Source organism: Rhodanobacter sp. DHB23 (assembly GCF_014842975.1).
Classification (GTDB): domain Bacteria; phylum Pseudomonadota; class Gammaproteobacteria; order Xanthomonadales; family Rhodanobacteraceae; genus Rhodanobacter_A.
On record NZ_JACYXK010000029.1, the window covers coordinates 156,407 to 177,615 of the forward strand.

The following is a 21,209-nucleotide window of genomic DNA, read 5'->3' on the forward strand; positions in this document are numbered from 1 at the left end:
CCGTACAAAAATTTTCCGTCAACCCCTTTTCGCCGCCACGCGGTGCCTCCATAGTCGGTGCTCCCCCCCGCGAGGTCGCGCCCGTGTCCATCCCCAGCGCCGTCAAGAGCACGCCCATCGAAGGGCGCCAGCAGCTGATCGACTACCTCGCCGCCGGCGAGAAGCCGCGCGAGGCCTGGCGCATCGGCACCGAGCACGAGAAGTTCGGCTTCCGCACCGACGACCTGCGGCCGCCCACCTACGAAGGCGAACGCGGCATCCGCGCGCTGCTGGAAGGCATCGCCGCGCGCTACGGCTGGGAGATCGCCCGCGAAGGCGAATTCCCCGTGGCGCTGGTCCGCGACAAGGCCAACATCACGCTGGAACCCGCCGGCCAGCTGGAGCTCTCCGGCGCGCCGCTGGAAACCATCCACCAGACCTGTTGCGAGGTGAACAAGCACCTGGACGAGGTGCGTTCCATCGCCGACCCGATGGGCGTCGGCTTCCTCGGCATGGGTTTCCAGCCGAAGTGGCGGCGCGACGAGATGCCCTGGATGCCCAAGGGCCGCTACAAGATCATGCGCGAATACATGCCCAAGGTCGGCAACCTCGGCCTGGACATGATGACGCGCACCTGCACCGTGCAGGTGAACCTGGATTTCTCCAGCGAAGCCGACATGGTGAAGAAGTTCCGCACCAGCCTCGCCCTGCAGCCGATCGCCACCGCGCTGTTCGCCGACTCGCCGTTCACGGACGGACGTCCGAACGGCTACCAGTCCTACCGCTCGCACGTATGGGAAGACACCGACCCCGACCGTACCGGCATGCTGGACTTCGTGTTCGAGGACGGCTTCGGCTACGAGCGCTACGTGGACTATGCGCTGGGCGTGCCGATGTACTTCAGCTACCAGGACGGCCGCTACATCGACCTCGCCGGGCAGGATTTCAAGCGCTTCATGGCTGGCGAACTCGCCGCCGCCCCGGGCGTGAAGGCCACCATGAAGGACTGGGCCGACCACCTCACCACCGCCTTCCCCGAGGTGCGGCTGAAGCAGTACCTGGAGATGCGCGGCGCCGACGGTGGCCCGTGGAACCGCCTGTGCGCCCTGCCCGCGCTGTGGGTGGGCCTGCTCTACGACGACGAGGCGCTGGATGCGGCGTGGGACCTGGTCAAGGATTTCTCCATGGCCGAACGCCGCGCCCTGCGCAACGGTGTGCCGAAAAAGGCGCTGAAGCTGCCCTTCCGCCACGGCACGGTGCGCGACCTGGCCCGCGAGACGTTGAAGATCGCCGCCCACGGCCTGCAGCGCCGCGCGCAGCTCAACCGCAATGGCGCCGACGAACGCATCTATCTCGAACCGCTGCTCGAGATCGTCGAGGCTGGCCAGACGCCTGCCGAGCGCAAGCTGGAGCTGTTCCACGGCGCGTGGGGCGGCAGCGTGGACCCGGTGTTCAAGGAATTCGCATACTGATCCCGCCAATGAAAAAGGCCGGCAATGCCGGCCTTTTTCCTGGTACATGACGCGGCGCTTTACTTCTTCGGCGCATCCTTCAACCCGCGGTTCTCCAGCATCGGCTCGATGTCCGGATCCTGGCCGCGCCAGTCCTTGTAGAGCTTGGACAATTCCACGGTGTTGCCGCGCGAGAGGATCATGTCGCGGAAGCGCTGGCCGTTTTCGGCGGTGAGGCCGCCGTGCTCCTTGAAGTCCACGAAGGCGTCGTCGGCGAGCATCTGCGTCCACAGGTAGGCGTAGTAGCCGGCGGAATAACCGTTGCTCCAGATGTGCAGGAAGTAGCTGGAGCGGTAGCGCGGCGGCACGTAGCTGAGGTCCACGCCGTCCTTCTTCAGCGCCTCGGCCTCGAACTTGTCCGCGTCCTGCTTGGGCGCGTCGGCGCCGAGCATGTGCCAGTTCATGTCGAGCATGGCGGCGGCGACCAGTTCGGTCATCGCGTAGCCGCTGTCGAACTTGCCGGCCTTCTGCATCTTGTCCACCAGCGCCTGCGGCATCGGCGCGCCGGTCTGGTAGTTCTTGGCGAAATTGGCGAACACCTTGGGGTTGCTGGCCCAGTGCTCGTTGAACTGCGAGGGGAACTCCACGAAGTCGCGCGCGGTGGCAGTGCCGGACAGGGTGGGGTACTGCTCGTCGGCGAACATGCCGTGCAGGGCGTGGCCGAACTCGTGGAACATGGTGATCACGTCGTCCCACGACAGCAGCGCGGGCTGGCCGGACGCCGGCTTGGTGAAGTTGGCGACGTTGTAGATCACCGGCTTGGTGCCGAGCAGCTTGGACTGGCCGACGAAGTTGTCCATCCACGCGCCGCCGTTCTTGTTGTCGCGCTTGAAGTAGTCGCAGTACCACAGCGCCAGCGACTTGCCGTCCTTGTCGAACACTTCGAACACGCGCACGTCCGGGTTGTACACCGGGATGTCCTTGCGCTCCTTGAAGGTGAGGCCGTAGAGCTGGTTGGCGGCGTAGAACACGCCGTTCTGCAGCACGTTGTCCAGCTCGAAATACGGCTTGATCTGCGACTCGTCGATGTCGTACTTGGCCTTGCGCACCTGCTCGGCGTAGTACTGCCAGTCCCACGGCTCCAGCTTGAAGGTGGGCTGGTTGAGCGCCTTCTGGTCCTTGTCGATCTGCGCCTGGATCTCGGCGGCGTCCTGCCTGGCGCGGGCCACCGCGGCGGGGGCCAGCTTCTCCATGAAGCCCATCGCGGCTTCTGGCGTCTTCGCCATCTGGTCCTGCAGCGTCCACGCGGCGTAGTTCGGAAAGCCCAGCAGCCTGGCTTCCTGCGCACGCAGCTGCGCCAGCTGCTCGATGATGTCGCGGGTGTCGTCCGCGTTGCCCTTCTCGGCGCGGTTCCACGAGGCCTCGAACAGCGCCTTGCGGGTGTCGCGGTCGGTCAGGTACTGCAACGCCGGCTGCTGGGTGGTGTTCTGCAGCACGACCACCCATTTGCCGTCCAGCCCGCGATCCTTGGCGGCCTGCGCGGCGGCGGCGATGTCCTCGTCGGGCAGGCCGGCGAGCTTGGCCTTGTCGTCCACCACCAGCGCGCCATCCTTCGCGGCGGCGAGCAGCTTGTTGTTGAACTGCGCCTCCAGCGTGGATTCCTGCTGGTTGAGCGCCTTCAGCTTGGCCTTGTCGGCATCGGACAGCTTGGCGCCGTTGTGCACGAAGTTGCGGTAGGTCACCTCGACCAGGCGCAGCGACTCGGGATCGAGCTTGAGCGAGTCGCGCTGGTCGTACACCTTCTGCACGCGGTCGAACAGCTTGCTGTCGAGGTACAGCGCGTCCTGGTGCGCGGCGAGCCTGGGCGCCTCTTCCTCCTGCACCTTCTGCAGTGCATCGTCGGTGTTGGCGCTGGTGACGCCGTTGAACACCATCATCACGCGGTCGAGCAGCGCACCGCTCTTTTCCAGCGCCACGTAGGTGTTCTCGAAGGTGGGCGCGTCGGGGGCGTTGGCGATCTTCTGCCATTCGGCGAGCTGGTCGGCCATGCCCTTCTCGATCGCCGGCTGGTAGTCGCCGTCCTTGATCTTGTCGAACTCCGGTGCCTGGAACGGCAGCGTGCTGGCGGCGAAGAACGGATTGGCGGCGTTCACGTCGGCCACCGGCGCGGCCGTGCTCGCGGACTTGGCGGGCGCGGTGGAAGCCGGCGCCGGTGCGGACTGGCCGGCACCGTCCGGGCCCTGCGAGCAGGCGGCGAGGGCGATGCTGGTGGCGATGACGAGGGCACGTAGACGGAGCATGGGGTATTCCCGGTCGGTGCGCGCGAGGCGCGGTCAGAAAGAAACGTCGACCGCCGAATGTAACGACAGCGCCACGGCTCCGCCAGCCGCAGTGCAGCGAAGCCGCCGCCCGCTTCAGGCCGGGCGCACATCGTGCAACTGCCACGCCGTGCCGATCAGCCAGTTCAGGCGCTGGCGCAGCAGGCTCATCGGCAGGCAGGTGAGTACGTCCACCTCGACGTGCAGGTCCGCCACCCGTGCGCGCACCTGCGCCTGCGCATCGGTGGCGCCCAGCGCGGGATCCACTTCGTCCGGCTCGGGCTGCCGCGCGCGCCAGCGCTCGAACAGCATCGGGCTGTGCAGCGCCTCCTCCAGCGCGGCGGCGAAGTCGGCAGGACCGGCGCCGCTCCAGCTCAATGCGGCGTCGCTGCCGCGCGCCTGCGCGATGTTGGCGATGGTGAGGTAATAGTGGTTGCGGCTGTTCATGGCTTCTTCCCTGCGGGTCCCCGCCAGCATGCGCACGGGCAGGCATGCCGGACGTGAATTCAATCGACCAGCCCGGCCGGGGCTAGCCATGCGGCCGCCTGTGCGGGCCCCACGCCATGCGGCAACACGCCGAGGCAGGGGGCGGGCAGCAGTTCGCGCAAGGTGGCCAGGTTTTCCTCCACCGCCTCCATCGACGGGTCGATGCGGTTGGCTATCCAGCCGGCGAGGCGGCAGCCGTCGGCCAGGATCGCCTCGGCGCTGAGCAGGCTGTGGCTGAGGCAACCCAGGCGCAACCCCACCACCAGGATCACCGGCAGGTTCCACTGCCTCGCGATCTCCGAGGCGAACAGCCCCGGCGCCAGCGGCACGCGCCAGCCACCCACGCCTTCCACCACCACGGCGTCGTGCCCAGCGCGCAAGGTGTCGAAGGCGGCGCGCAACGGCGGTAGCGCGATCGTCACGCCTTCGTGCGCCGCCGCCAGGTGCGGCGACAGGGGCTGGCGCAGCGCCACCGGGTTGATTTGCGCATACGGCAACGGCGCACTGCCCGCCGCCAGCAAGGCCAGGGCGTCCTCGTTGCGCAATCCGTCAGGCGTCTCCGTGCAGCCGCTGGCCACCGGCTTCATGCCGCACACGCGCAAACCCCTGGCGCGCAGCGCATGCAGCAGCGTGCAGGCGGCATGCGTCTTGCCGATGCCGGTATCGGTGCCGGCGACGAACAGCGCCGCGCTCATCCCTCAGGGTACCTGCGCTTGTACCGCGTGATCACCGGGCCGGTCAGGCCCAGCAGGGCGTATTCGAAACCCGCCAGCGACAGCAGCCCCTTCGGCACCAACAGCGCAGTCAGTGCCGAGAGCAAACCGATCGCGGCCGGAATGGACCACATCACCGTCCTGATGCCAGCCTGGCGATGTTCCCCGGTGCCCGCCGGCCACAGGCGCGCGGCGTGCCGATAGAGCAGGCCCAGGGTGCCGGCCATGGCGATATAGGCCAGGCCGTAGCAGACGAACATCGTCCGCGCATCGTTGGGCTGCACTGCGACATCGCCGGAGAGCACGCCGCCGCTCAGGCCATAGCACGCCGAGCCGAACACCATGTGCAGCGGATAGACGAAGATCAGCGCGAAGAACACCAGCAGCAGCGAGAGCAACAGGCCGGTCCGCGTGGACCGCGTGCACAGGTGGCGCCACTGCACGTGGCCGTGCCACATCCAGGCGATCTGCGCGAAGCACAGCGCCGCCGCCGGCACGCCGGCCAGGATGTGCAGCAGCTTTTCCGCCGTATTCGGGATGGTTTCGCCACCGATGGCCAACAAGGTCAGGGTGAACGCGAACGCGCCGTCCACGAACATGTCCAGCCGTCCTGCCTCGATCCCTTCGCGATGCTCGACCAGGCTCATGCAGAGTCCTCTCCGTGAGACACGCGCATAATACGTGCTTTGCCACCGGACCCACGCCATGTTCGAACTGAAGACGCAGGCCTACGCGGACAAGCTCGCGCACTACGCCGACCTCGTGCAGCAGGCACGCGGCCTGCTCGCCGGCGAGCACGACCTGGTCGCGAACGCCGCGAACTTCTCCGCGCTGGTGTTCCACAGCCTGCCCGGGCTCAACTGGTGCGGCTTCTATCTCTACGACGGCAGCGAACTGGTGGTCGGGCCGTTCCAGGGCAAGCCGGCCTGCATCCGCATCGCGCTGGGCCGGGGCGTGTGCGGCACCGCCGCGCAGACGCGGCAGACGCAGGTGGTACGCGACGTCAACGCGTTCGACGGCCACATCGCCTGCGACGCCGCGTCGCAGTCGGAGATCGTGGTGCCACTGGTGAAGGCCGACGGCAGCCTGCTAGGCGTGTGGGACGTGGACAGCCCGCACGTGGCGCGCTTCGACGCGGACGACCGCACCGGCATGGAGGCGCTGTGCGCGGCGTTCATGGAGCACGCCGGGTAGCAACCTGGCGCACTCTGCCGTGCGCTCCTACAGGCGCGGTGTGCGCAACAGATCCGCCACCCGTTCGCGCGCTTCATCCACGCCCGTACCGGCGGGCGAGGAAAACACCTGCGCCGTGGCATGCAGGCCGTCCGGGAAACTCTTGCGCATCGCCGCCAGCGCCTGCGCGGCCTGGTTGCGCGAGAGCTTGTCGGCCTTGGTCAGCAGGAGGTGGCAAGGCAGGCCGGTGGCGAAGCAGAAGTCCAGCATCATCCGGTCGAATTCCTTCAGCGGATGGCGGATGTCGGCGATCAGCACCACGCCGCGCAGGCTCTGCCGGCGATGCAGGTAGGCGTCGATCTCCTGCTTCCAGTGCGCGCGCAACTCCTCGGGCACCTTGGCGTAGCCGTAGCCGGGCAGGTCGATCAGGCGCGCGACCAGCGGCGCTTCGCCCTCGCCCTGCGCCAGCGGCGGCAACGCGAACGCCACCATCTGCTGGGTGCGTCCGGGCGTCTTGGAAGTCCGCGCCAGGCCCTTGTGGCCGGTGAGCGCATTGAGCGCGCTGGACTTGCCCGCGTTGGAGCGGCCGGCGAACGCCACCTCGGCGCCGAGGTCGGCCGGCAGTTGGTCGACGCGGTGGGCGGCGAGCACGAATTGCGCGCCGTGCAGCGGATTGGGCATGGTTTGACCGGAGTGCGAAGGCATGGGGATAATCCGATGGTTCTGCCCGTGGTGCCGATACCGACCGGCGATGGCAGCCTTCGACAGTTACTGGGAGGGGAAGTGTATGGGTTTTCGGTTCGCAGGTTTTCGACCCGCAGCGCAGCGCTCTGCCGCGGCCCTGATCTTCGCCATGGCTGCGGGCACGGCGATGGCGCAGGCCGCCGCCGAGCCGCCGGCCACTCCGGCCAAGGCCGCCACGGCCGCGCAACCTGCCGCCACTGCCGCCACCCCGGCCGCACCCGCCGCCGCTGAGGCCGCGACCAAGCCCGGCGACGCCACCGCGGGCCAGGCCAAGGCCGCCGCCTGCGGCGCCTGCCACGGCATGGACGGCAACTCCACCGACCCGCAGTACCCCAAGCTGGCCGGCCAGAGCGAGCAGTACATCGTCCGCCAGCTCGAGAACTTCAAGAGCGGCAAGCGGCAGAACCCGATCATGCTGGGCATGGCCACGCCGCTGTCCGAGCAGGACATGCACGACGTCGGCGCCTACTTCGCCAGCAAGACCGCCCTGCCCGGCGTGGCCGACCAGGCGCTGGTCGAGCACGGCCAGCAGTTGTTCCGCGAGGGCGACGTCAAGCGCGGCATCCCCGCCTGCATGGCCTGCCACAGCATCGACGGCCGCGGCAATCCGGGCGCGGAGTACCCGCAGCTGCAAAGCCAGCACGCGCAATACATCGAAGCCCAGCTGAAGGCCTGGCACGATGGTGACGCCTGGGGCACGGACGTGCATTCGCAGATCATGCCCGGCATTGCCCGGAAGCTCGACCCGAACGACATCGCCGCCGTGGCCAGCTATGTCGAAGGCCTGCACCCGGCCACCGCGGCCGACCAGACGCCGCCGCCCGCCGCCACGCCCTGATCGATCCCCGGGCGCGCCGGCCCGCGCCGGCCCGCCCGCTCCCGACGTTGTCCATCCCCGAGGTACACCATGCTGAAGCGTTTGCCGTTCCTGTGCGCCACCGTGCTGGCGCTGGCCGCCTGCGGCCAATCCACCGACAACGGCACCGCCGCACCGGCCGCCACCAGCACGACCGCGACCGCGCCGGCAGCACCGGCCACCGCTCCGGCGACGGCCGGCACGGCTCCGGCCAGCGCCACCACCACCGCCCCGGCGGCGGACGCCAGCGCGGCGGCAGCTCCCGCGGCGGCGGCCACCGCCGCGGCCGCCACGCCGGCAGCGCCAGCCCAGCCGTTCGTGGACAACGGCCAGTGGGTGGAGGGCAAGGATTACTTCCGCATCGACCCGGCCCAGCCCAAGTACATCCCCACCGACAAGATCGAGGTGGTCGAGGTGTTCTCCTACGCCTGCCCGGCCTGCAATTCCTTCCACGGCGCGATGGACCAGATCGAGAAGACCCTGCCGGCGAACGCCGTGGTGCACTACCTGCCCGCCGCGTTCCGCCCCGACGAGAACTGGCCGGTGTACCAGCGCGCCTTCTTCGCCGCCGAGGCACTGGGCGTGCGCGCCAAGGCGCACGACGCCTTCTTCGACGCCACCTGGAAGACCGGCGAGACGGCCACCTACGACCTGTCCACCGGCCAGCCCAAGCCCAAGGGCGCATGGCCCACGATAGCCGACATCGCGAAGTTCTACGCCAAGTACGGCGTGGATCCCAAGGAGTTCGTGGCGGTGGCCAACTCCTTCTCGGTGAACACCAAGATGAAGCAGGCCGACGACCTCATGAAGGCCTACGGCGTGGGCGGCACGCCCACCATCGTGGTGGACGGCAAGTACCGCTTCTCGCCCTCGGACGTGCATAGCGTGCAGCGTGCGATCGAGCTGACCCAGTGGCTGGTGGCCAAGGAAGCCGCCGGCAAGTAAGCCGGCGCCATGACCCCCATTATTCCCCATCGCCCCGCCGAGCATCCCCCGATGAAGTACCTCGCCCACCTGCGCACCCTGACCCTCGTCACCGGCCTGCTGCTGGCCACCGCCTGCACTGCGCAATCCAGCGCCGATGCAGCGGCGCCGTACACCGAGGGCGACCAGTACGTGACCCTGCCCGCGCCCTACCAGCGCTACAGCAACGACGGCAAGGTGGAAGTGGCCGAGGTGTTTTCCTACGGCTGCATCCATTGCGCCCAGTTCGCGCCCATCGCCGAAAAGCTGAAGAAGGCCCTGCCACCCGGCGTGAAGTTCGAACTGGTGCCGGCTCCCTTCAGCGACGAATGGCTGCCGTTCGCGCGCGCCTACTACGCGGCGGACAAGCTGGGCGTGGTGGACCGCACCCACCTGCAACTGTTCCAGGCGAAGTTCGCCCAGCACTATCCGCTGAACTCGCTGGACGACCTCGCCGACTTCTACGCCAGCCAGGGCGTGAACCGCGCCGAGTTCATGCGCCTGGCCAGCTCCGACGAAGCCACCGCCAGGCTCAAGGCCGACCTTGCGCTGATCCAGAAATGGGGCGTGGACGGCACGCCCGGCATCGTGATCGACGGCAAGTACCGCATCACCCACGTGAAGACGCTGGACGAGCTCTCCGCGGTGGCCCAGTGGCTGGCCAAGCGCGAACTGGACGCGGCGGACAAGGCCGGCAAGTAACTCCCCCCGATCGGCGCCGCGGCGGACATTCACGCCCGCTGCGGCTCCGCGCGTGTACCGTACACAGCCCCATGGAACGTACCGCACCAGCCCCCGTCGAACGACGCCTGCGCCTGCTGAGCTGCAACATCCTCGCCGGCGCCAGCGTGCAGCGTTACAGCGAATACGTCACCCGCAGCCTCAATGCCGTGCTGCCGGGGCGCCGCAAGATCGCCAACCTCGACAGCCTCGCCGCGCTGCTGCCGCAGTTCGACGTGATCGGCCTGCAGGAAGCCGACGCCGGCAGCCTGCGTTCCGGCTTCCTCAACCAGACCCGCTACCTCGCCGAAGCCGCCGGCATGCCGTACTGGAGCCACCAGCCGAACCGGCCGGTGGCCGGGCTGTCGCATACCGCGAACGGGCTCATCAGCCGCATCGAACCCAGTGCCGTGCTCGACTACCCGCTGCCCGGCCGCGGCCGCGGCGCGCTGCTGGTGCGCTTCGGCTCGGGCGAACACGCACTGGCCGTGGTGATCGCCCACCTCTCGCTGGGCATGGTCACGCGCACGCGGCAACTGGGTTTCATCGCCGAGATCCTCGAGGACCATCCGCACGCCGTGCTGATGGGCGACCTCAACACCGACGTCGGCAGCCCCGAGATGCGCCAGCTGTTCGCCCGTTCGCGGCTGCAGCCGCCCGCGCAGGCCACGCCCACCTTCCCCAGCTGGAAGCCGAAGCGGGCGCTGGACCACATCCTCGCCTCGCCCACGGTGGCGCTGGAAAAGACGTGGACGCTGCCGCAGGCGTTTTCGGATCATCTCGCGCTGGCGGCGGAAATCCGCCTGCCCCCGCATCACGGAGCACACCGATGAGGATACGCACCCTGGTCCCATGGTTGCTGGTCGCGCTGGCCGGCGCCGGCGCGGCATGGCTGCGCTACGGCCTGATCGAGCCGGCCGCGATGGCGGAACGGTGCACGGCCGCCCAGGCACCCGCGTGGTGCGCGCTGCGGCAGGCGCTGGTGACGGGCTTCCTGCACGACGCGTACGGCATCGCCGCCGTCGTCGTCGCTGCGCTCTCGCTGCTGCGTCGTTCGCGCACGCTGGCGTGGCTGGCCGCCGCCCTGGGCGCGTTCGCCCTCCAGTTCTACAACTACGAACCGGGCGCGCTGGCCCTGCTGGTCGGCAGCCTGCGCCTCGTGCACCTGCAGGGCGCGGACGGCGCGCCGGCGGCGGTCACACCCGCCCGGTGACCGGGATCAAGGCGCCGGTGATCGCGCTGGCCGCGTCGGACAGCAGGAACACGATCACGTCCGCCAGTTGCTCGGGCTTCACCCAGCGGTCGAAATCCGCGTCGGGCATGTCGGCCCGGTTCGGCGGCGTGTCGATGATGCTGGGCAGCAGTGCGTTGACGGTGATGCCGCGCGGCTTGAGCTCCTCGGCCAGCGACTCGGTGAGGCGCATCACGCCTGCCTTGGACGCGGTGTAGGCGCCCACGCCCGCGCCGGCCCGCAGCGCCGAATTCGCGCCGATGTTGACGATGCGCCCGCGCCCGTCGGGCAGGTGCGCCAGCGCGGCCTTGCTCGCCGCCACCGCGGTGCGCAGGTTGACGCGGTAGAGCAGGTCCCAGGTGTCGGGATCGCCATCGGCCAGCGTCTCCCAGCGGAACGCGCCGGCGATGTTCACCAGCGCATCAAGGCCGCCCAGTTTCTCTGCCGCTGCATCGATGACGCGCTTCGCCTCGGCGGTATCGGAAAGATCCACGCCACCAAAACTGCATTGCGCCCCGATCCGCTCTTTCATTGGCGCGCGGTCGACCGCCGCCACCCGCGCGCCCGCGTCCAGCGCGGCACGCACCACCGCCGCACCGAGCGTGCCGAAGGCACCGGTCACCACGATGCGTTGCTTGTCGAGGCGCATGTCCATCACTCCTTTCAGCGGGGATCGTCGAGCATAACCGGCGTGGCACGCGCGCGCCGCCACGCGGCGAACACCGACGCGGCGATCGACAGGTTGAGCAGCAGCCACAGCCACGTCACCGGGTTCTCGCCCAGCTCCAGCGCCACCACCACGCCGGCCAGCACGGGCAGCCACGCGGCGAGGAACAAGGCTTCGCGCGAAGGCATGCGCCGGCGCTCGTCCAGCCACGCCGTCAACGCGTAGCCGGCGCAGGGCAGGGCGAACAGGCCCAGCGGGAAATCGCGGTAGCGGCCGTCGAACACCATCAGCAAGCCGTACAGCGCCAGCACGAACAGCCACGCAGCGCGCAACCGGCCCGCCGGCGCGGGCTTGAACGGTGCGCCCGCCAGCCGCCCGGCCAGCCATTGCGCCAGCCGCAGGGCGGTGAGCAGCGCGGCGACGCAGGCAACCACGGAGAGCGACCATTCCCACGCATCGCGGCACGCGTAGATCATCTGCCGCACCTGCCACGCCAGCGCCGTACCGCTGGCGAAGCCGGCCAGCCCGAGCGCCAGCCAGCCATGCCCGCGCTGCCAGCGCCGGCGACGCAGGCCCGACAGCACGAACAGCAGCGCGCCCGCCGCACCCGCCAGCCACCCCAGCCACCAGCGCCGGACCTCGACCACCGGCCCCTGCATCGGGAACTTGGGCTGCGCGTGCACGTCGAAGATGCCCCAGTAGCCGCCCACCGTGCCTTCCTGTGCACGCTTCCACGGCTGGTCGAAGGTCTCGATCACGTTGTACGGCATGTCCACGCTGGACGCGTAGCGCAGGAACTCGCGCAGGTAGCGCGCCTCGTTCACCACGCTGGCGGCGGCCCCGCGTCGCGCCCGGCCCTCGCTGGGCCAGCCGGTTTCGCCGATCATCACGCGCTTGCCGGGAAACGCCTGCTTCACCCTCGCGTACACCTCCGCGACGTGCCGGATCGCACGCTCGGGCGGCACCGGCTGGTCTTCCCAGTAGGGCAGGATGTGCACGGTGACGTAATCCACCGCATCGGCCAGCCGCGGATGGCGCAGCCAGAACTCCCACACGTCGGCGTAGCTCACCGGGATCGAAGGCGGCAACGCCGCACGCACTTCGCGGATGTCCGCCGCCAGCGCGGCTTCCGGCAACTCGCCGCGCAGCAGTACCTCGTTGCCCACGATCACTCCGCGCAACACCTGCGGATACTTGCGCGCGGTGGCGATGCCCAGCGCGATCTGCGCGGCGTTGGCCCTGGCATCGCGTCCCAGCCAGATGCCCATCAGCACCTGCATGTGGTGGCGCGCGGCGATCTCCGGCACCGCCGACAAGCCCTGCCCCTGCGAATACGTGCGCACGCAATCGAAACGTCCGGACAGCGCGCTCAGGTCCGCCTCGATGCGCGCGCGACTCACGAAGGCGTCGGGATCGAGCGGCGTCTCGCCCGGCTCGCGGAACGGCGCATAGGAAACGCAGGCGATCCGCGCCGAAGGCGCATCGGGCAACGCCACCGGCCGCCCGCCCGCCCACCACCACGCCGCGCCAAGCAGGGCGAGCAGCGCCAGCATCAACCAGGCGACGGGGCGACGGCCGCGGGACGAGGGCGAAAACGACATGCGGGCCTGCAACGGGCGGGAGCGAGGTGCGCCAGCTTATCAGGCATGCCCGCGGTCCCGGCGGCGCATTCGGCCGCATCCACTACAATCCGCCGCAGGGGATCACCGAGGAGTTTCCATGTTTGCGAAGGCCGCACCCCGGCGCCATTCCCTCACCATGCTGCTGGCTTGCTGCAGCCTGCTCGCCTGCTTCGGCGCACGCGCCGCCGCGTCCATCGACGCCCAGCGCGCCGCATTCAGGCAGGCCTGGGCCGCGGCCCAGCAGGGCGGCGACGGCTGGCACGCATGGGATGCGCAGCTGCGCGGCTATCCGCTCTATCCCTACCTGCCCGCCGCCGCGCTGGAACACGACATCCAGCAGGTCGACCTGCCCACGGTGCAGGCCTACCTCGCCCGGTATCCCGACCTGATCCCCGCGCAGGACCTGCGCCGCGACTTCCTGCTGGAACTGGCGCGACGCCAGGACTGGAACGGCTTCCTCGCGCTGTACCAGCCCGGCACCAACGACACGCTCGCCTGCGACGCCCTGCAGGCGCACATGGCCAGCGGCGCGGCGCTCGACTTCGATCGCGACCTCGCGGCACTGTGGGCCAAGCCCAGCCTGCCCGGTGCCTGCGACCCGGTGCTGCAGGCCGCGCACGACCAAGGCCTGCTGACCACGCCGCGCCTGTGGTCGCGCATCGAACGCGCCGCCGACACCGGCAAGGGCGGCACCATTGCCACGCTGGCCAACTGGCTGCCCGCGCCACAGAACCAGGAAGCGCAATGGCTGGCGCAGGCGTTGCGCGACCCGCAATCCGCCGTGGCCGCCGCCGCGAACTGGCCCGACACCGCGCGCGCGCGCCAGGCCGCCGCGCTGGCGCTGCAAAGCATGGCCCGGCGCGACACCGACAACGCCGACGCAGCGTGGCAGCAGCTGCAATCGCATCTCAGCTTCAGCGCCAGCCAGCGCGACGCGGTCCGGCGCGCACTGGCAACCTTCCACGCCAGCGACTACGACCCGGACGCGCTGCAGCAGCTGATCGCCCTGCCCGCCACCGCGCAGACCGCCACCACCCGCGAATGGCGCGTGCGCGTGGCTCTGGCCGCGCAGGACTGGCCCGCCGTGCTGGCGGCGATCGCGGCGATGCCGGCGGACCAGCAGCAGGCCGACGAGTGGCGCTGGTTCCGCGCCCGCGCGCTGGCCGCCACCGGGCAGGCCGGACAGGCACAGGCGATCTACGCCAGCCTCGCGAAGCAGACCACGTTCTTCGGCTACCTCGCCGCCGACCAAGTCAACCAGCCCTACGCGATCTGCCCGCGCACGCCGATCGACGACCCGCAGCAGCAACAGGCCCTGCTGGCGCAACCCGGCCTGCAACGCGCCTTCGAACTGTTCGCCGTGGGCCTGCCGAAACAGGCGCGGCGCGAATGGACGCTCGCCCTCGATGGCAGCGACGACCGCACCCAGGTGCTGGCCGTCGAGCTCGCCGACGCCCGCGGCTGGTACGACCGCGCCGCGTTCACGCTCAACCACGGCGAGCTGATGCACTACTACGCGCTGCGCCTGCCGCTGGACAGCCAGATCGGCCTGGTCGAGCAGGCCAGGCAATCCGGCATCGACCCTGCCTGGGCCTACGGCATCCTGCGCTCGGAAAGCGCGTGGGTGACCGACGCGCGCTCCGGCGCCGACGCGCGCGGCCTGATGCAACTCGTGCCCGACACCGCCGCGCTGGTGGCCCGGCGCAACGGCCTGCCATGGAGCGGCGGCGACAGCCTGTACGACCCCGCGACCAACGTCACCCTGGGCACGCGCTACCTCGCGCAAGTGGCCGAGCGCTTCAACGGCGCGCCCTGGCTGGCCAGCGCCGCCTACAACGCCGGCCCCGGCCGCGTGAGCCAATGGCTGGCGGCACGCGGCGCGCTCGCCCCCGACCTGTTCATCGCCACCATGCCGTACAAGGAAACCCGCGAATACGTGGCGCGCGTGATGGACTACAGCGTGATGTACGACTGGCGCCTGCACGGCAACGCCCTGCCGGTATCCAGCCGCCTCACCCCGATCGGCCAGCTCTACGCCCTGCCGAACAGCATGACGCCGCGCAAGGCGGTGGATTGCCCGGCGCCGGTGACGCCAGCGCCGGCGGGTTCGACGCAGGCTCCGACGGCTGCGGCAACGGCCGCAGGCAAGTAAAACCGGGGCCCACTTGTCCATGCACACCTACCTCGTCGGCGGCGCAGTCCGCGACAAGCTGCTGGGACGGCCGGAGGGCGACCGCGACCACGTAGTGACGGGCGCGTGCCCGGAGGACCTGCTGGCGCTGGGCTACCGGCCGGTGGGCAAGGATTTCCCGGTGTTCCTGCATCCGCGGACCGGCGAGGAATACGCGCTGGCGCGCACCGAACGCAAGAGCGGCCGCGGCTACCACGGCTTCCTGTTCCAGGCCGATCCGTCGGTAACGCTGGAGCAGGACCTGGCGCGGCGCGACCTCACCATCAACGCGATCGCCGAAGACGAACACGGTATCCTGATCGATCCTTACGGCGGCGCGCGCGACATCGAGGCGCGCGTGCTGCGCCATGTCTCGCCGGCCTTCGTCGAAGACCCCGTGCGCCTGCTGCGCGTGGCGCGTTTCGCCGCGCGTTTCGCGCCACTGGGCTTCCGCGTGGCGGACGAGACGATGGAACTGCTGCAACGCATGGTGGCCGAGGGCGAGGTGGATCACCTGGTGCCCGAGCGGGTGTGGGCCGAGACGCGCAAGGCGCTGGCCGAACCGCAGCCCTCGGCCTTCCTGCGCGTGCTGCGCGAAGCGGGCGCGCTGCGCGTGCTGTTCCCGGAGGTCGACGCACTGTACGGCGTACCGCAGCGCGCGGAGTTCCACCCCGAGATCGACACCGGCGTGCATATGGAGATGGTGCTGGATGCGGCGGCGGCGATTGCGCCGGGCGACGACCTGGTGGGTTTCTGCGCGCTCACCCACGACCTCGGCAAGGCACTGACGCCGGTGGACGAACTGCCGCGCCACGTGATGCACGAGCAGCGCGGCGTGGCGCCGCTGCGCGCCCTGGCAGCGCGGTTGAAGGTACCCGCCGAACACGCCGCGCTGGCCGAGGTGGTGTGCCGCGAGCACCTCAACGCGCATCGCGCGCTGGAATTGAAGCCGGCCACGGTGCTGAAGCTGCTCGTCGCACTGGACGCGCTGCGCCGGCCCGAACGGCTGGAAACCTTCCTCGCCGCCTGCCTCGCCGACAAGCGCGGCCGCCTGGGCCACGGGCATGATGCGTACCCGCAGGCCGCGTACCTGCGCCAGGCCCGCGAGGCCGCCGCGGCGGTGACCGCGGCACCGTTCGTGGCGCAGGGATTGGCGGGCCCGGCGATAGGCGCGGCGATGGAACGGGCGCGCGCCGCGGCCATCGCCGGGCAATCGCTGAAATGAAACTATGTAACATCTAGGCCGATGCGGGTATAACGCCCTTGCGGCGCCACCCGTGCCGATCCCCGCCTGCCTTCCCCGTCGCCTGGAGCTGCCCGTGTCGCGCGCCCTGTTTTCCCCGTCTCCGCTGCGCCAGCGCTTCCGTCCCCTGTGGTGGCTGGGTATCACGTTTCTCGTCGTCTGCTTCGTCACGCGCATCGCCCTGCTGGTGATGTCGGGCCACAACGTGCCACCCAATCCCTTGAGCTGGCTGTACGCGTTCGGCGTGGGCCTGGGCTACGACCTCGTCACCTTCGTGTACCTGGCCTGGCCGATGGTGCTGTTCCTGTGGCTGGTGCCGACGCGGCGTGCACCGGTGGCGGGCGCAGGTCGCTGGCTGGCGTATCTCGTCGGCATGGCGACGCTGTATGCGGCCACGCTGGGCGTGTTCTTCCTGCTGTGGCACGTGCATGTGCACGAGTCGTGGCCGGTGCTCGCGGTGTTCCTGTTCTTCCTGCCGATGCCGGCGCTGGCGTACAACCGCGCCAGCGGGCAGTGGGGCCTGTATGTGCTCGGCCTGGTGCTGTTGTACGGCCTGCTGTTCGTGGCGGCGTCGGAGCTGGTGTTCTGGAACGAGTTCAGCTCACGCTTCAACTTCATTGCGGTGGACTACCTCGTCTACACCACCGAGGTGATCGGCAACATCCGCGAGTCCTATCCGATCGGCACCTGGCTGGCGCTGCTGGTGGTGGTGGCGCTGGTGGCCTTCGTGCTGAGCCGTCGCGGCCTGCGCGCACGCGACGACGGCAGCACGCTGTGGCAGCGCGCCCGCGTGCCGCTGGTGTGGCTGCTGCTCACGGTGGTCTCGGTGGCCGGCGTGAACGGCGAGATGAAGGACCGCAGCGCCAACAACTACGTCAACGAACTGGCCGGCAACGGCATCTACCAGTTCTTCGCCGCGTTCCGCAGCAGCCATCTCGAATACAAGAAGTTCTACCAGTCGCTGCCCGACGACGAGGCGTTCAAGCTGCTGCGCGAACAGCTCAAGGCGCCGAACGCCACCTTCACCAGCAACGACCCGCACGACCTCACCCGCGCCATCCATGCGGCGGGGCCCGAGAAGCACCTCAACGTGGTGCTGATCAGCGTGGAGAGCCTGTCCGGCGACTACCTCGGCACCTTCGGCAACAAGCAGGGCCTCACGCCCTTCCTCGATTCGCTGGTGGACAAGAGCATCTTCTTCGACAACCTCTACGCCAACGGCACCCGCACGGTGCGCGGGCTGGAAGCGCTGTCGCTGTCGGTGCCGCCCACGCCGGGCGACTCGCTGGTGCGCGAGAAGAACAACGAAGGCCTGTTCTCGCTGGCCAGCATCTTCAACGCGCGCGGCTACGAGTCGGAGTTCGTGTACGGCGGCTACGGCTACTTCGACAACATGAACTACTTCTTCAGCCACAACGGCTACAAGACGGTGGACCGCAGCGCCATCGCGCCGGGCACGACTATCCACAGCCAGAACGTGTGGGGCGTGGCCGACGAGGACCTCTACACGCTGGCGCTGAAGCAGATGGACGAGGCGAATGCCGCCGGCAAACCGTTCTTCCTGCACATCATGACCACTTCCAACCACCGCCCGTACACCTACCCGGCGGGCCGCGTGAAATGGCAGGCGCCGTCGCGGCCAGGTTCGGTGGCCTACACCGATTGGTCGATCGAGGATTTCATCAAGCGCGCGCAGGCGAAGCCGTACTTCGACGACACCGTGTTCGTGATCACCGCCGACCACTGTGCCTCCAGCGCCGGCAAGACCAGCATCCCGATCAACCACTACCACATCCCGCTGTGGATCTACGCGCCGAAGCAGTTCAAGCCGCAACGCGTGGAGGAACTGATGGGCCAGCTCGACATCCCGCCCACCCTGCTCGGCCTGCTCGACTTCAGCTACCGCTCGCGCTTCTTCGGCCAGGACGTGTTCCAGATGACGCCCGACCGGGGCCGTGCCCTGCCTGGCACCTACGAGAAGCTGGGCTACGTGCGCGGCGACACGCTCACCATCCTCGAACCGCGCAAGCGCCTCGAACAGCTGAAGCCGGACTTCGCCACCGGCGACGCCACGCCCGTGGTGCCGGTGAAGCAGGATCTGGTGGATACCGCGATCGCCTACTACCAGGTGGCCAGCGACCTCTTCAAGGATGGCGGATTGAAGCTGCGCGCGGACGACAATGCGAAGGTCGAGCCGTTACCCGCAACGGCGGCCACGGTTGCTGCGCCGGCACCGGCCACGAGCGTTCAATAGCGACCACGGAATACCCTCTCACCCACGACCGGGCGAGAGGGCACCGCTATTTCTTTTGCACCGCGAATCCGGCCTGGGGTGCTGCAATGCGCGCCCTGACTTTCCGGACGACCTCCGTTACCGCACGCACGACCACATCGGGGGCATACGTCTGCAGGTACTCCGACGTGCTGTCGACAAGGATCTGCCTGCCTTGCGTGGAGTACGCGGCCATGGCGGCCTCGTTCGCCAGCATCGCCTTCGCGACTTTGGCCCGTTGCGAAGGGGGTAGCTCGCCAAGCTCGTTCGTACCGCTCAGCACGATGATCGGCTTGTCGCCGAAGTCGAAGTGAAGGCGCTGGAAGGCCAGCTCGGCATCCGACAGATCCCGGTTCGGTGGCGGATCGGTGTCCTGTGTCTCGGCCGATATCGCTTCCTGCTCGGAAGGACGAGCCAACTGCGCGTCTAGCAGTCGATGAAGCACCGGATCGGCGTTCGGCGGATTGTCCATGCAATCCGGATAACGTCCTGGCGCCTTCTTCAAGGCACCACTCTGCGCCAGGGCGACACAAGTGCGTGCCTGCCCGATCTCGTCCCGGGTACCGGCGCGCCACCGATCCAGCCACGGCTGGTCGAGGACTGTCCTGGCCGCTTCATCCAGACCGAAACTGTCCGGGTCGATCAACACCAGGCCCACGACTTCCTGCGGGAAGTCGGCGGCGTAAAAGGCGACATACAGGCCACCGTTGGAATGCCCCACCAGGATGACCGGCAAAGGTATCGACGCCTGCCTGATCAGCGCATGCAGGTCATTTGCCACATGGGAAGCGGTACCGGGAGCGTCCGAAGGATCGCTGAAACCCATGCCCGCACGGTCGTAGCTGCAGACGCGGGTGACGGCAGCCAGGCGTCCTTGCACACGCCGAAAACTCAAGTCGTCATCCCCCAGGCCGGCCTCGAGGATGACCACAGGCGTACCCGCGCCCATGCAAAACAGATTCAGGCGACGACCATCGGGCAGCGGGATCAGGGCCTGCGCGTGCTCATAGGCCGACGCCGGCAGGTCCGTGACTGCGGTTCGAGACACGGTAGTTGCGGCATCGGACGACCCGGCCCACAGCGCAATCGAAATGGCCCACGTGACCAGAAGAATTCGCGCACGGGACGCACCATGCATCAATCCGCCGCCTTCTTCGGCAGCAGCCAGCGCACAGCCACGATGCCCAGCTCGTAGAGCAGGCACATCGGGATCGCCAGCATGATCATCGAGGTGATGTCCGGCGGCGTGATGATCGCGGCCACCGCGAACGCGCCCACCACGGCGTAGCGCCGCGCGTTGCGCAGCTTGGCGATGTCCACGATGCCCACCGCGGCGAGGATCACCACCGCCACCGGCACCTCGAAGCACAGGCCGAAGGCGAAGAACATCAGCATCACGAAGTCGAGGTAGTGGGTGATGTCGGTCATCATCTCCACGCCCGCGGGCGTCACCGCGGTGAGGAAGCGGAACGCGGCCGGCAGCACCAGGAAATACGCGAACGCGCAGCCGCAGTAGAACAGCACCAGGGTGGCGACCAGCAGCGGCCGCGCGAGGCGTTTCTCGTGCTTGTACAGGCCGGGGCTGACGAAGGCCCACAGTTGGTAGAGGATCACCGGCATGCTGATGAACAGCGCGGCGTAGAACGCCAGCTTCAGCGGGGTGATGAAGGGGCTGGCCACCTCGGTGGCGATCAGGTGCGCGCCCTGCGGCAGGCGCGCCACCAGCGGCGCGGCCAGCTCCGAGTACAGCTTGTTCGCGAACGGCACCAGCGCCACCAGCACCAGCAGCACGGCGGCGATCGCCTTGAGCAGGCGCGAACGCAGCTCGATCAGGTGCGAGAACAGGCCCTGCTGCAGGTCGTCGCCGGGGCCGTCCGAATCAGCCGCCATGCGCGGACTCCTTCGTCGCGAGCGGCTCGTCCAGCGGCAGCGGTGGCTGCGCTCCGGGCAGGACTTCCTCGGCCGCCGGCGCCACCGCGGACTTCAGCGTCGCCGCCGCGTCCTCCACCGGTTGGCGCACCTGCTGCATGTTTTCCTTGAACTCGTTCTGCGCAGCCTCGGCGCGGGCGGCGGCTTCGCGGGCGGTGCGCTTGATTTCTTCCACTTCCAGCTCGCGCTCCACTTCGGCGCGCACACTGTCCCAGCCACTGCGCACGCGGCGCAGCAACGCGCCTGCCGTGCGCGCCGCGCCGGGCAGCTTCTCGGGGCCGAGCACGATCAACGCGACCAGCGCGAGCAGCAGCAGCTTGCCGAAGCTGATCTCGATCATCGCCGCAAAGCCCGGCCGCGCTTACTTCGACTCGTGCGAGTCGCGCTGGTCCTGCGTGCTGGCGCTCGCCGGCGAGGCCGGCGGATCGGCGCGCAACTGTTCCTTGGTCTTTTCCTTCTCGCTCTCGCCTTCGTCGCCGTGCATGGCCTTCTTGAAGCCGCGCACGGCGTTGCCGAGATCCGAGCCGACGTTGCCGAGCTTCTTGGTGCCGAAGATCAGCAACACGAGAACGAGCACGATGATCCAATGCCAGATGCTGTCAAAACCCATGATGTTCCTCGAGGCGCTTCGGGGCGGAAACGGCTCCGCCCGGAACCGCCGATCATCGCACA

The 21,209-nt window shown here is 68.9% G+C and carries 21 protein-coding genes; 10 read left to right on the forward strand and 11 right to left on the reverse strand.

Annotated features, from left to right (window positions below; translation table 11 throughout):
• Window positions 1-83: 83 nt before the first annotated feature.
• Window positions 84-1,451: a glutamate--cysteine ligase gene (locus IHE47_RS15510; RefSeq protein WP_192107503.1), complete on the forward strand. Its 1,368-nt coding sequence runs from the start codon at window positions 84-86 to the stop codon at window positions 1,449-1,451.
• Window positions 1,452-1,510: 59 nt separating this feature from the next.
• Here the strand turns inward: IHE47_RS15510 and dcp are convergent, their stop codons facing one another.
• The 4 genes from dcp to IHE47_RS15530 all read right to left on the reverse strand — a co-directional run bounded on the left by dcp (window position 1,511) and on the right by IHE47_RS15530 (window position 5,594).
• A complete protein-coding gene (dcp, locus tag IHE47_RS15515; RefSeq protein ID WP_192107505.1) occupies window positions 1,511-3,730 on the reverse strand; it encodes a peptidyl-dipeptidase Dcp in 2,220 nt (739 codons plus the stop codon).
• A gap of 114 nt (window positions 3,731-3,844) precedes the next feature.
• Complete coding sequence (locus IHE47_RS15520; protein ID WP_192107507.1) at window positions 3,845-4,195, reverse strand: hypothetical protein; 351 nt, start codon at window positions 4,193-4,195, stop codon at window positions 3,845-3,847.
• Between the two features lie 59 nt (window positions 4,196-4,254).
• On the reverse strand, window positions 4,255-4,929 hold the full coding sequence (gene bioD / locus IHE47_RS15525) for a dethiobiotin synthase (protein ID WP_192107509.1): 675 nt from the start codon (window positions 4,927-4,929) through the stop codon (window positions 4,255-4,257).
• Window positions 4,926-5,594, reverse strand: a complete 669-nt coding sequence (locus IHE47_RS15530) for a TMEM175 family protein (RefSeq protein ID WP_192107511.1) — start codon at window positions 5,592-5,594, stop codon at window positions 4,926-4,928. The genes bioD and IHE47_RS15530 overlap by 4 nt, the downstream gene beginning before the upstream one ends.
• A 58-nt stretch (window positions 5,595-5,652) precedes the next feature.
• Between IHE47_RS15530 and IHE47_RS15535 the strand changes: the two genes are divergently transcribed.
• Window positions 5,653-6,141 (forward strand): GAF domain-containing protein, encoded by a 489-nt coding sequence (locus IHE47_RS15535; protein WP_192107514.1) that lies wholly within the window; start codon window positions 5,653-5,655, stop codon window positions 6,139-6,141.
• A gap of 27 nt (window positions 6,142-6,168) precedes the next feature.
• Here IHE47_RS15535 and yihA read toward each other — a convergent pair whose 3' ends face one another.
• Window positions 6,169-6,801: a ribosome biogenesis GTP-binding protein YihA/YsxC gene (yihA, locus tag IHE47_RS15540; protein ID WP_192108326.1), complete on the reverse strand. Its 633-nt coding sequence runs from the start codon at window positions 6,799-6,801 to the stop codon at window positions 6,169-6,171.
• A gap of 172 nt (window positions 6,802-6,973) precedes the next feature.
• On the opposite strand from yihA, the gene IHE47_RS15545 reads away from it, so the two are divergent.
• From IHE47_RS15545 to IHE47_RS15565, 5 genes are all read left to right on the forward strand, one after another.
• A complete protein-coding gene (locus IHE47_RS15545) occupies window positions 6,974-7,702 on the forward strand; it encodes a c-type cytochrome (protein ID WP_225562008.1) in 729 nt (242 codons plus the stop codon).
• 69 nt (window positions 7,703-7,771) lie between these two features.
• Window positions 7,772-8,665, forward strand: a complete 894-nt coding sequence (locus tag IHE47_RS15550; protein ID WP_192107518.1) for a thiol:disulfide interchange protein DsbA/DsbL — start codon at window positions 7,772-7,774, stop codon at window positions 8,663-8,665.
• Between the two features lie 51 nt (window positions 8,666-8,716).
• Window positions 8,717-9,385 (forward strand): thiol:disulfide interchange protein DsbA/DsbL, encoded by a 669-nt coding sequence (locus IHE47_RS15555; protein ID WP_192107519.1) that lies wholly within the window; start codon window positions 8,717-8,719, stop codon window positions 9,383-9,385.
• Between the two features lie 71 nt (window positions 9,386-9,456).
• Window positions 9,457-10,236, forward strand: coding sequence for an endonuclease/exonuclease/phosphatase family protein (locus tag IHE47_RS15560; protein ID WP_192107521.1), 780 nt, complete (start codon window positions 9,457-9,459; stop codon window positions 10,234-10,236).
• On the forward strand, window positions 10,233-10,616 hold the full coding sequence (locus tag IHE47_RS15565; protein ID WP_192107523.1) for a hypothetical protein: 384 nt from the start codon (window positions 10,233-10,235) through the stop codon (window positions 10,614-10,616). Before IHE47_RS15560 ends, IHE47_RS15565 begins: the two co-directional genes overlap by 4 nt.
• Here IHE47_RS15565 and IHE47_RS15570 read toward each other — a convergent pair.
• Together IHE47_RS15570 and IHE47_RS15575 are read right to left on the reverse strand one after the other, a co-directional pair.
• Window positions 10,600-11,283, reverse strand: coding sequence for an SDR family oxidoreductase (locus IHE47_RS15570; protein ID WP_192107525.1), 684 nt, complete (start codon window positions 11,281-11,283; stop codon window positions 10,600-10,602). The genes IHE47_RS15565 and IHE47_RS15570 overlap by 17 nt on opposite strands.
• A 14-nt stretch (window positions 11,284-11,297) precedes the next feature.
• Window positions 11,298-12,902, reverse strand: coding sequence for a glycoside hydrolase family 17 (locus IHE47_RS15575; RefSeq protein WP_192107527.1), 1,605 nt, complete (start codon window positions 12,900-12,902; stop codon window positions 11,298-11,300).
• A gap of 118 nt (window positions 12,903-13,020) precedes the next feature.
• On the opposite strand from IHE47_RS15575, the gene IHE47_RS15580 reads away from it, so the two are divergent.
• The 3 genes from IHE47_RS15580 to IHE47_RS15590 all read left to right on the forward strand — a co-directional run bounded on the left by IHE47_RS15580 (window position 13,021) and on the right by IHE47_RS15590 (window position 18,590).
• A complete protein-coding gene (locus tag IHE47_RS15580; RefSeq protein WP_192107529.1) occupies window positions 13,021-15,075 on the forward strand; it encodes a transglycosylase SLT domain-containing protein in 2,055 nt (684 codons plus the stop codon).
• Between the two features lie 19 nt (window positions 15,076-15,094).
• Window positions 15,095-16,318, forward strand: coding sequence for a multifunctional CCA addition/repair protein (locus tag IHE47_RS15585; protein WP_192108328.1), 1,224 nt, complete (start codon window positions 15,095-15,097; stop codon window positions 16,316-16,318).
• A 94-nt stretch (window positions 16,319-16,412) separates the two neighbouring features.
• Window positions 16,413-18,590 (forward strand): sulfatase-like hydrolase/transferase, encoded by a 2,178-nt coding sequence (locus tag IHE47_RS15590; protein WP_343227492.1) that lies wholly within the window; start codon window positions 16,413-16,415, stop codon window positions 18,588-18,590.
• A 46-nt stretch (window positions 18,591-18,636) separates the two neighbouring features.
• Here the strand turns inward: IHE47_RS15590 and IHE47_RS15595 are convergent, their stop codons facing one another.
• The 4 genes from IHE47_RS15595 to tatA are packed head-to-tail and all read right to left on the reverse strand — an operon-like array spanning window position 18,637 to window position 21,147.
• Window positions 18,637-19,746, reverse strand: a complete 1,110-nt coding sequence (locus IHE47_RS15595; RefSeq protein ID WP_192107532.1) for an alpha/beta fold hydrolase — start codon at window positions 19,744-19,746, stop codon at window positions 18,637-18,639.
• Window positions 19,746-20,498, reverse strand: a complete 753-nt coding sequence (gene tatC, locus IHE47_RS15600; RefSeq protein ID WP_192107534.1) for a twin-arginine translocase subunit TatC — start codon at window positions 20,496-20,498, stop codon at window positions 19,746-19,748. The genes IHE47_RS15595 and tatC overlap by 1 nt, the downstream gene beginning before the upstream one ends.
• On the reverse strand, window positions 20,488-20,877 hold the full coding sequence (gene tatB, locus IHE47_RS17810; RefSeq protein WP_225562010.1) for a Sec-independent protein translocase protein TatB: 390 nt from the start codon (window positions 20,875-20,877) through the stop codon (window positions 20,488-20,490). The genes tatC and tatB overlap by 11 nt, the downstream gene beginning before the upstream one ends.
• 21 nt (window positions 20,878-20,898) lie before the next feature.
• Window positions 20,899-21,147: a Sec-independent protein translocase subunit TatA gene (gene tatA / locus IHE47_RS15610; protein ID WP_192107536.1), complete on the reverse strand. Its 249-nt coding sequence runs from the start codon at window positions 21,145-21,147 to the stop codon at window positions 20,899-20,901.
• Window positions 21,148-21,209 lie beyond the last annotated feature (62 nt).

Coding starts and splice junctions, on each gene's coding strand:
- dcp (WP_192107505.1), bottom strand. CDS start 3,730: ATGCTCCGTCTACGTGCCCTCGTCATCGCCACCAGCATCGCCCTCGCC.
- IHE47_RS15520 (WP_192107507.1), bottom strand. CDS start 4,195: ATGAACAGCCGCAACCACTATTACCTCACCATCGCCAACATCGCGCAG.
- bioD (WP_192107509.1), bottom strand. CDS start 4,929: ATGAGCGCGGCGCTGTTCGTCGCCGGCACCGATACCGGCATCGGCAAG.
- IHE47_RS15530 (WP_192107511.1), bottom strand. CDS start 5,594: ATGAGCCTGGTCGAGCATCGCGAAGGGATCGAGGCAGGACGGCTGGAC.
- IHE47_RS15535 (WP_192107514.1), top strand. CDS start 5,653: ATGTTCGAACTGAAGACGCAGGCCTACGCGGACAAGCTCGCGCACTAC.
- yihA (WP_192108326.1), bottom strand. CDS start 6,801: ATGCCCAATCCGCTGCACGGCGCGCAATTCGTGCTCGCCGCCCACCGC.
- IHE47_RS15545 (WP_225562008.1), top strand. CDS start 6,974: ATGGCTGCGGGCACGGCGATGGCGCAGGCCGCCGCCGAGCCGCCGGCC.
- IHE47_RS15550 (WP_192107518.1), top strand. CDS start 7,772: ATGCTGAAGCGTTTGCCGTTCCTGTGCGCCACCGTGCTGGCGCTGGCC.
- IHE47_RS15555 (WP_192107519.1), top strand. CDS start 8,717: ATGAAGTACCTCGCCCACCTGCGCACCCTGACCCTCGTCACCGGCCTG.
- IHE47_RS15560 (WP_192107521.1), top strand. CDS start 9,457: ATGGAACGTACCGCACCAGCCCCCGTCGAACGACGCCTGCGCCTGCTG.
- IHE47_RS15565 (WP_192107523.1), top strand. CDS start 10,233: ATGAGGATACGCACCCTGGTCCCATGGTTGCTGGTCGCGCTGGCCGGC.
- IHE47_RS15570 (WP_192107525.1), bottom strand. CDS start 11,283: ATGCGCCTCGACAAGCAACGCATCGTGGTGACCGGTGCCTTCGGCACG.
- IHE47_RS15575 (WP_192107527.1), bottom strand. CDS start 12,902: ATGTCGTTTTCGCCCTCGTCCCGCGGCCGTCGCCCCGTCGCCTGGTTG.
- IHE47_RS15580 (WP_192107529.1), top strand. CDS start 13,021: ATGTTTGCGAAGGCCGCACCCCGGCGCCATTCCCTCACCATGCTGCTG.
- IHE47_RS15585 (WP_192108328.1), top strand. CDS start 15,095: ATGCACACCTACCTCGTCGGCGGCGCAGTCCGCGACAAGCTGCTGGGA.
- IHE47_RS15595 (WP_192107532.1), bottom strand. CDS start 19,746: ATGCATGGTGCGTCCCGTGCGCGAATTCTTCTGGTCACGTGGGCCATT.
- tatC (WP_192107534.1), bottom strand. CDS start 20,498: ATGGCGGCTGATTCGGACGGCCCCGGCGACGACCTGCAGCAGGGCCTG.
- tatB (WP_225562010.1), bottom strand. CDS start 20,877: ATGATCGAGATCAGCTTCGGCAAGCTGCTGCTGCTCGCGCTGGTCGCG.
- tatA (WP_192107536.1), bottom strand. CDS start 21,147: ATGGGTTTTGACAGCATCTGGCATTGGATCATCGTGCTCGTTCTCGTG.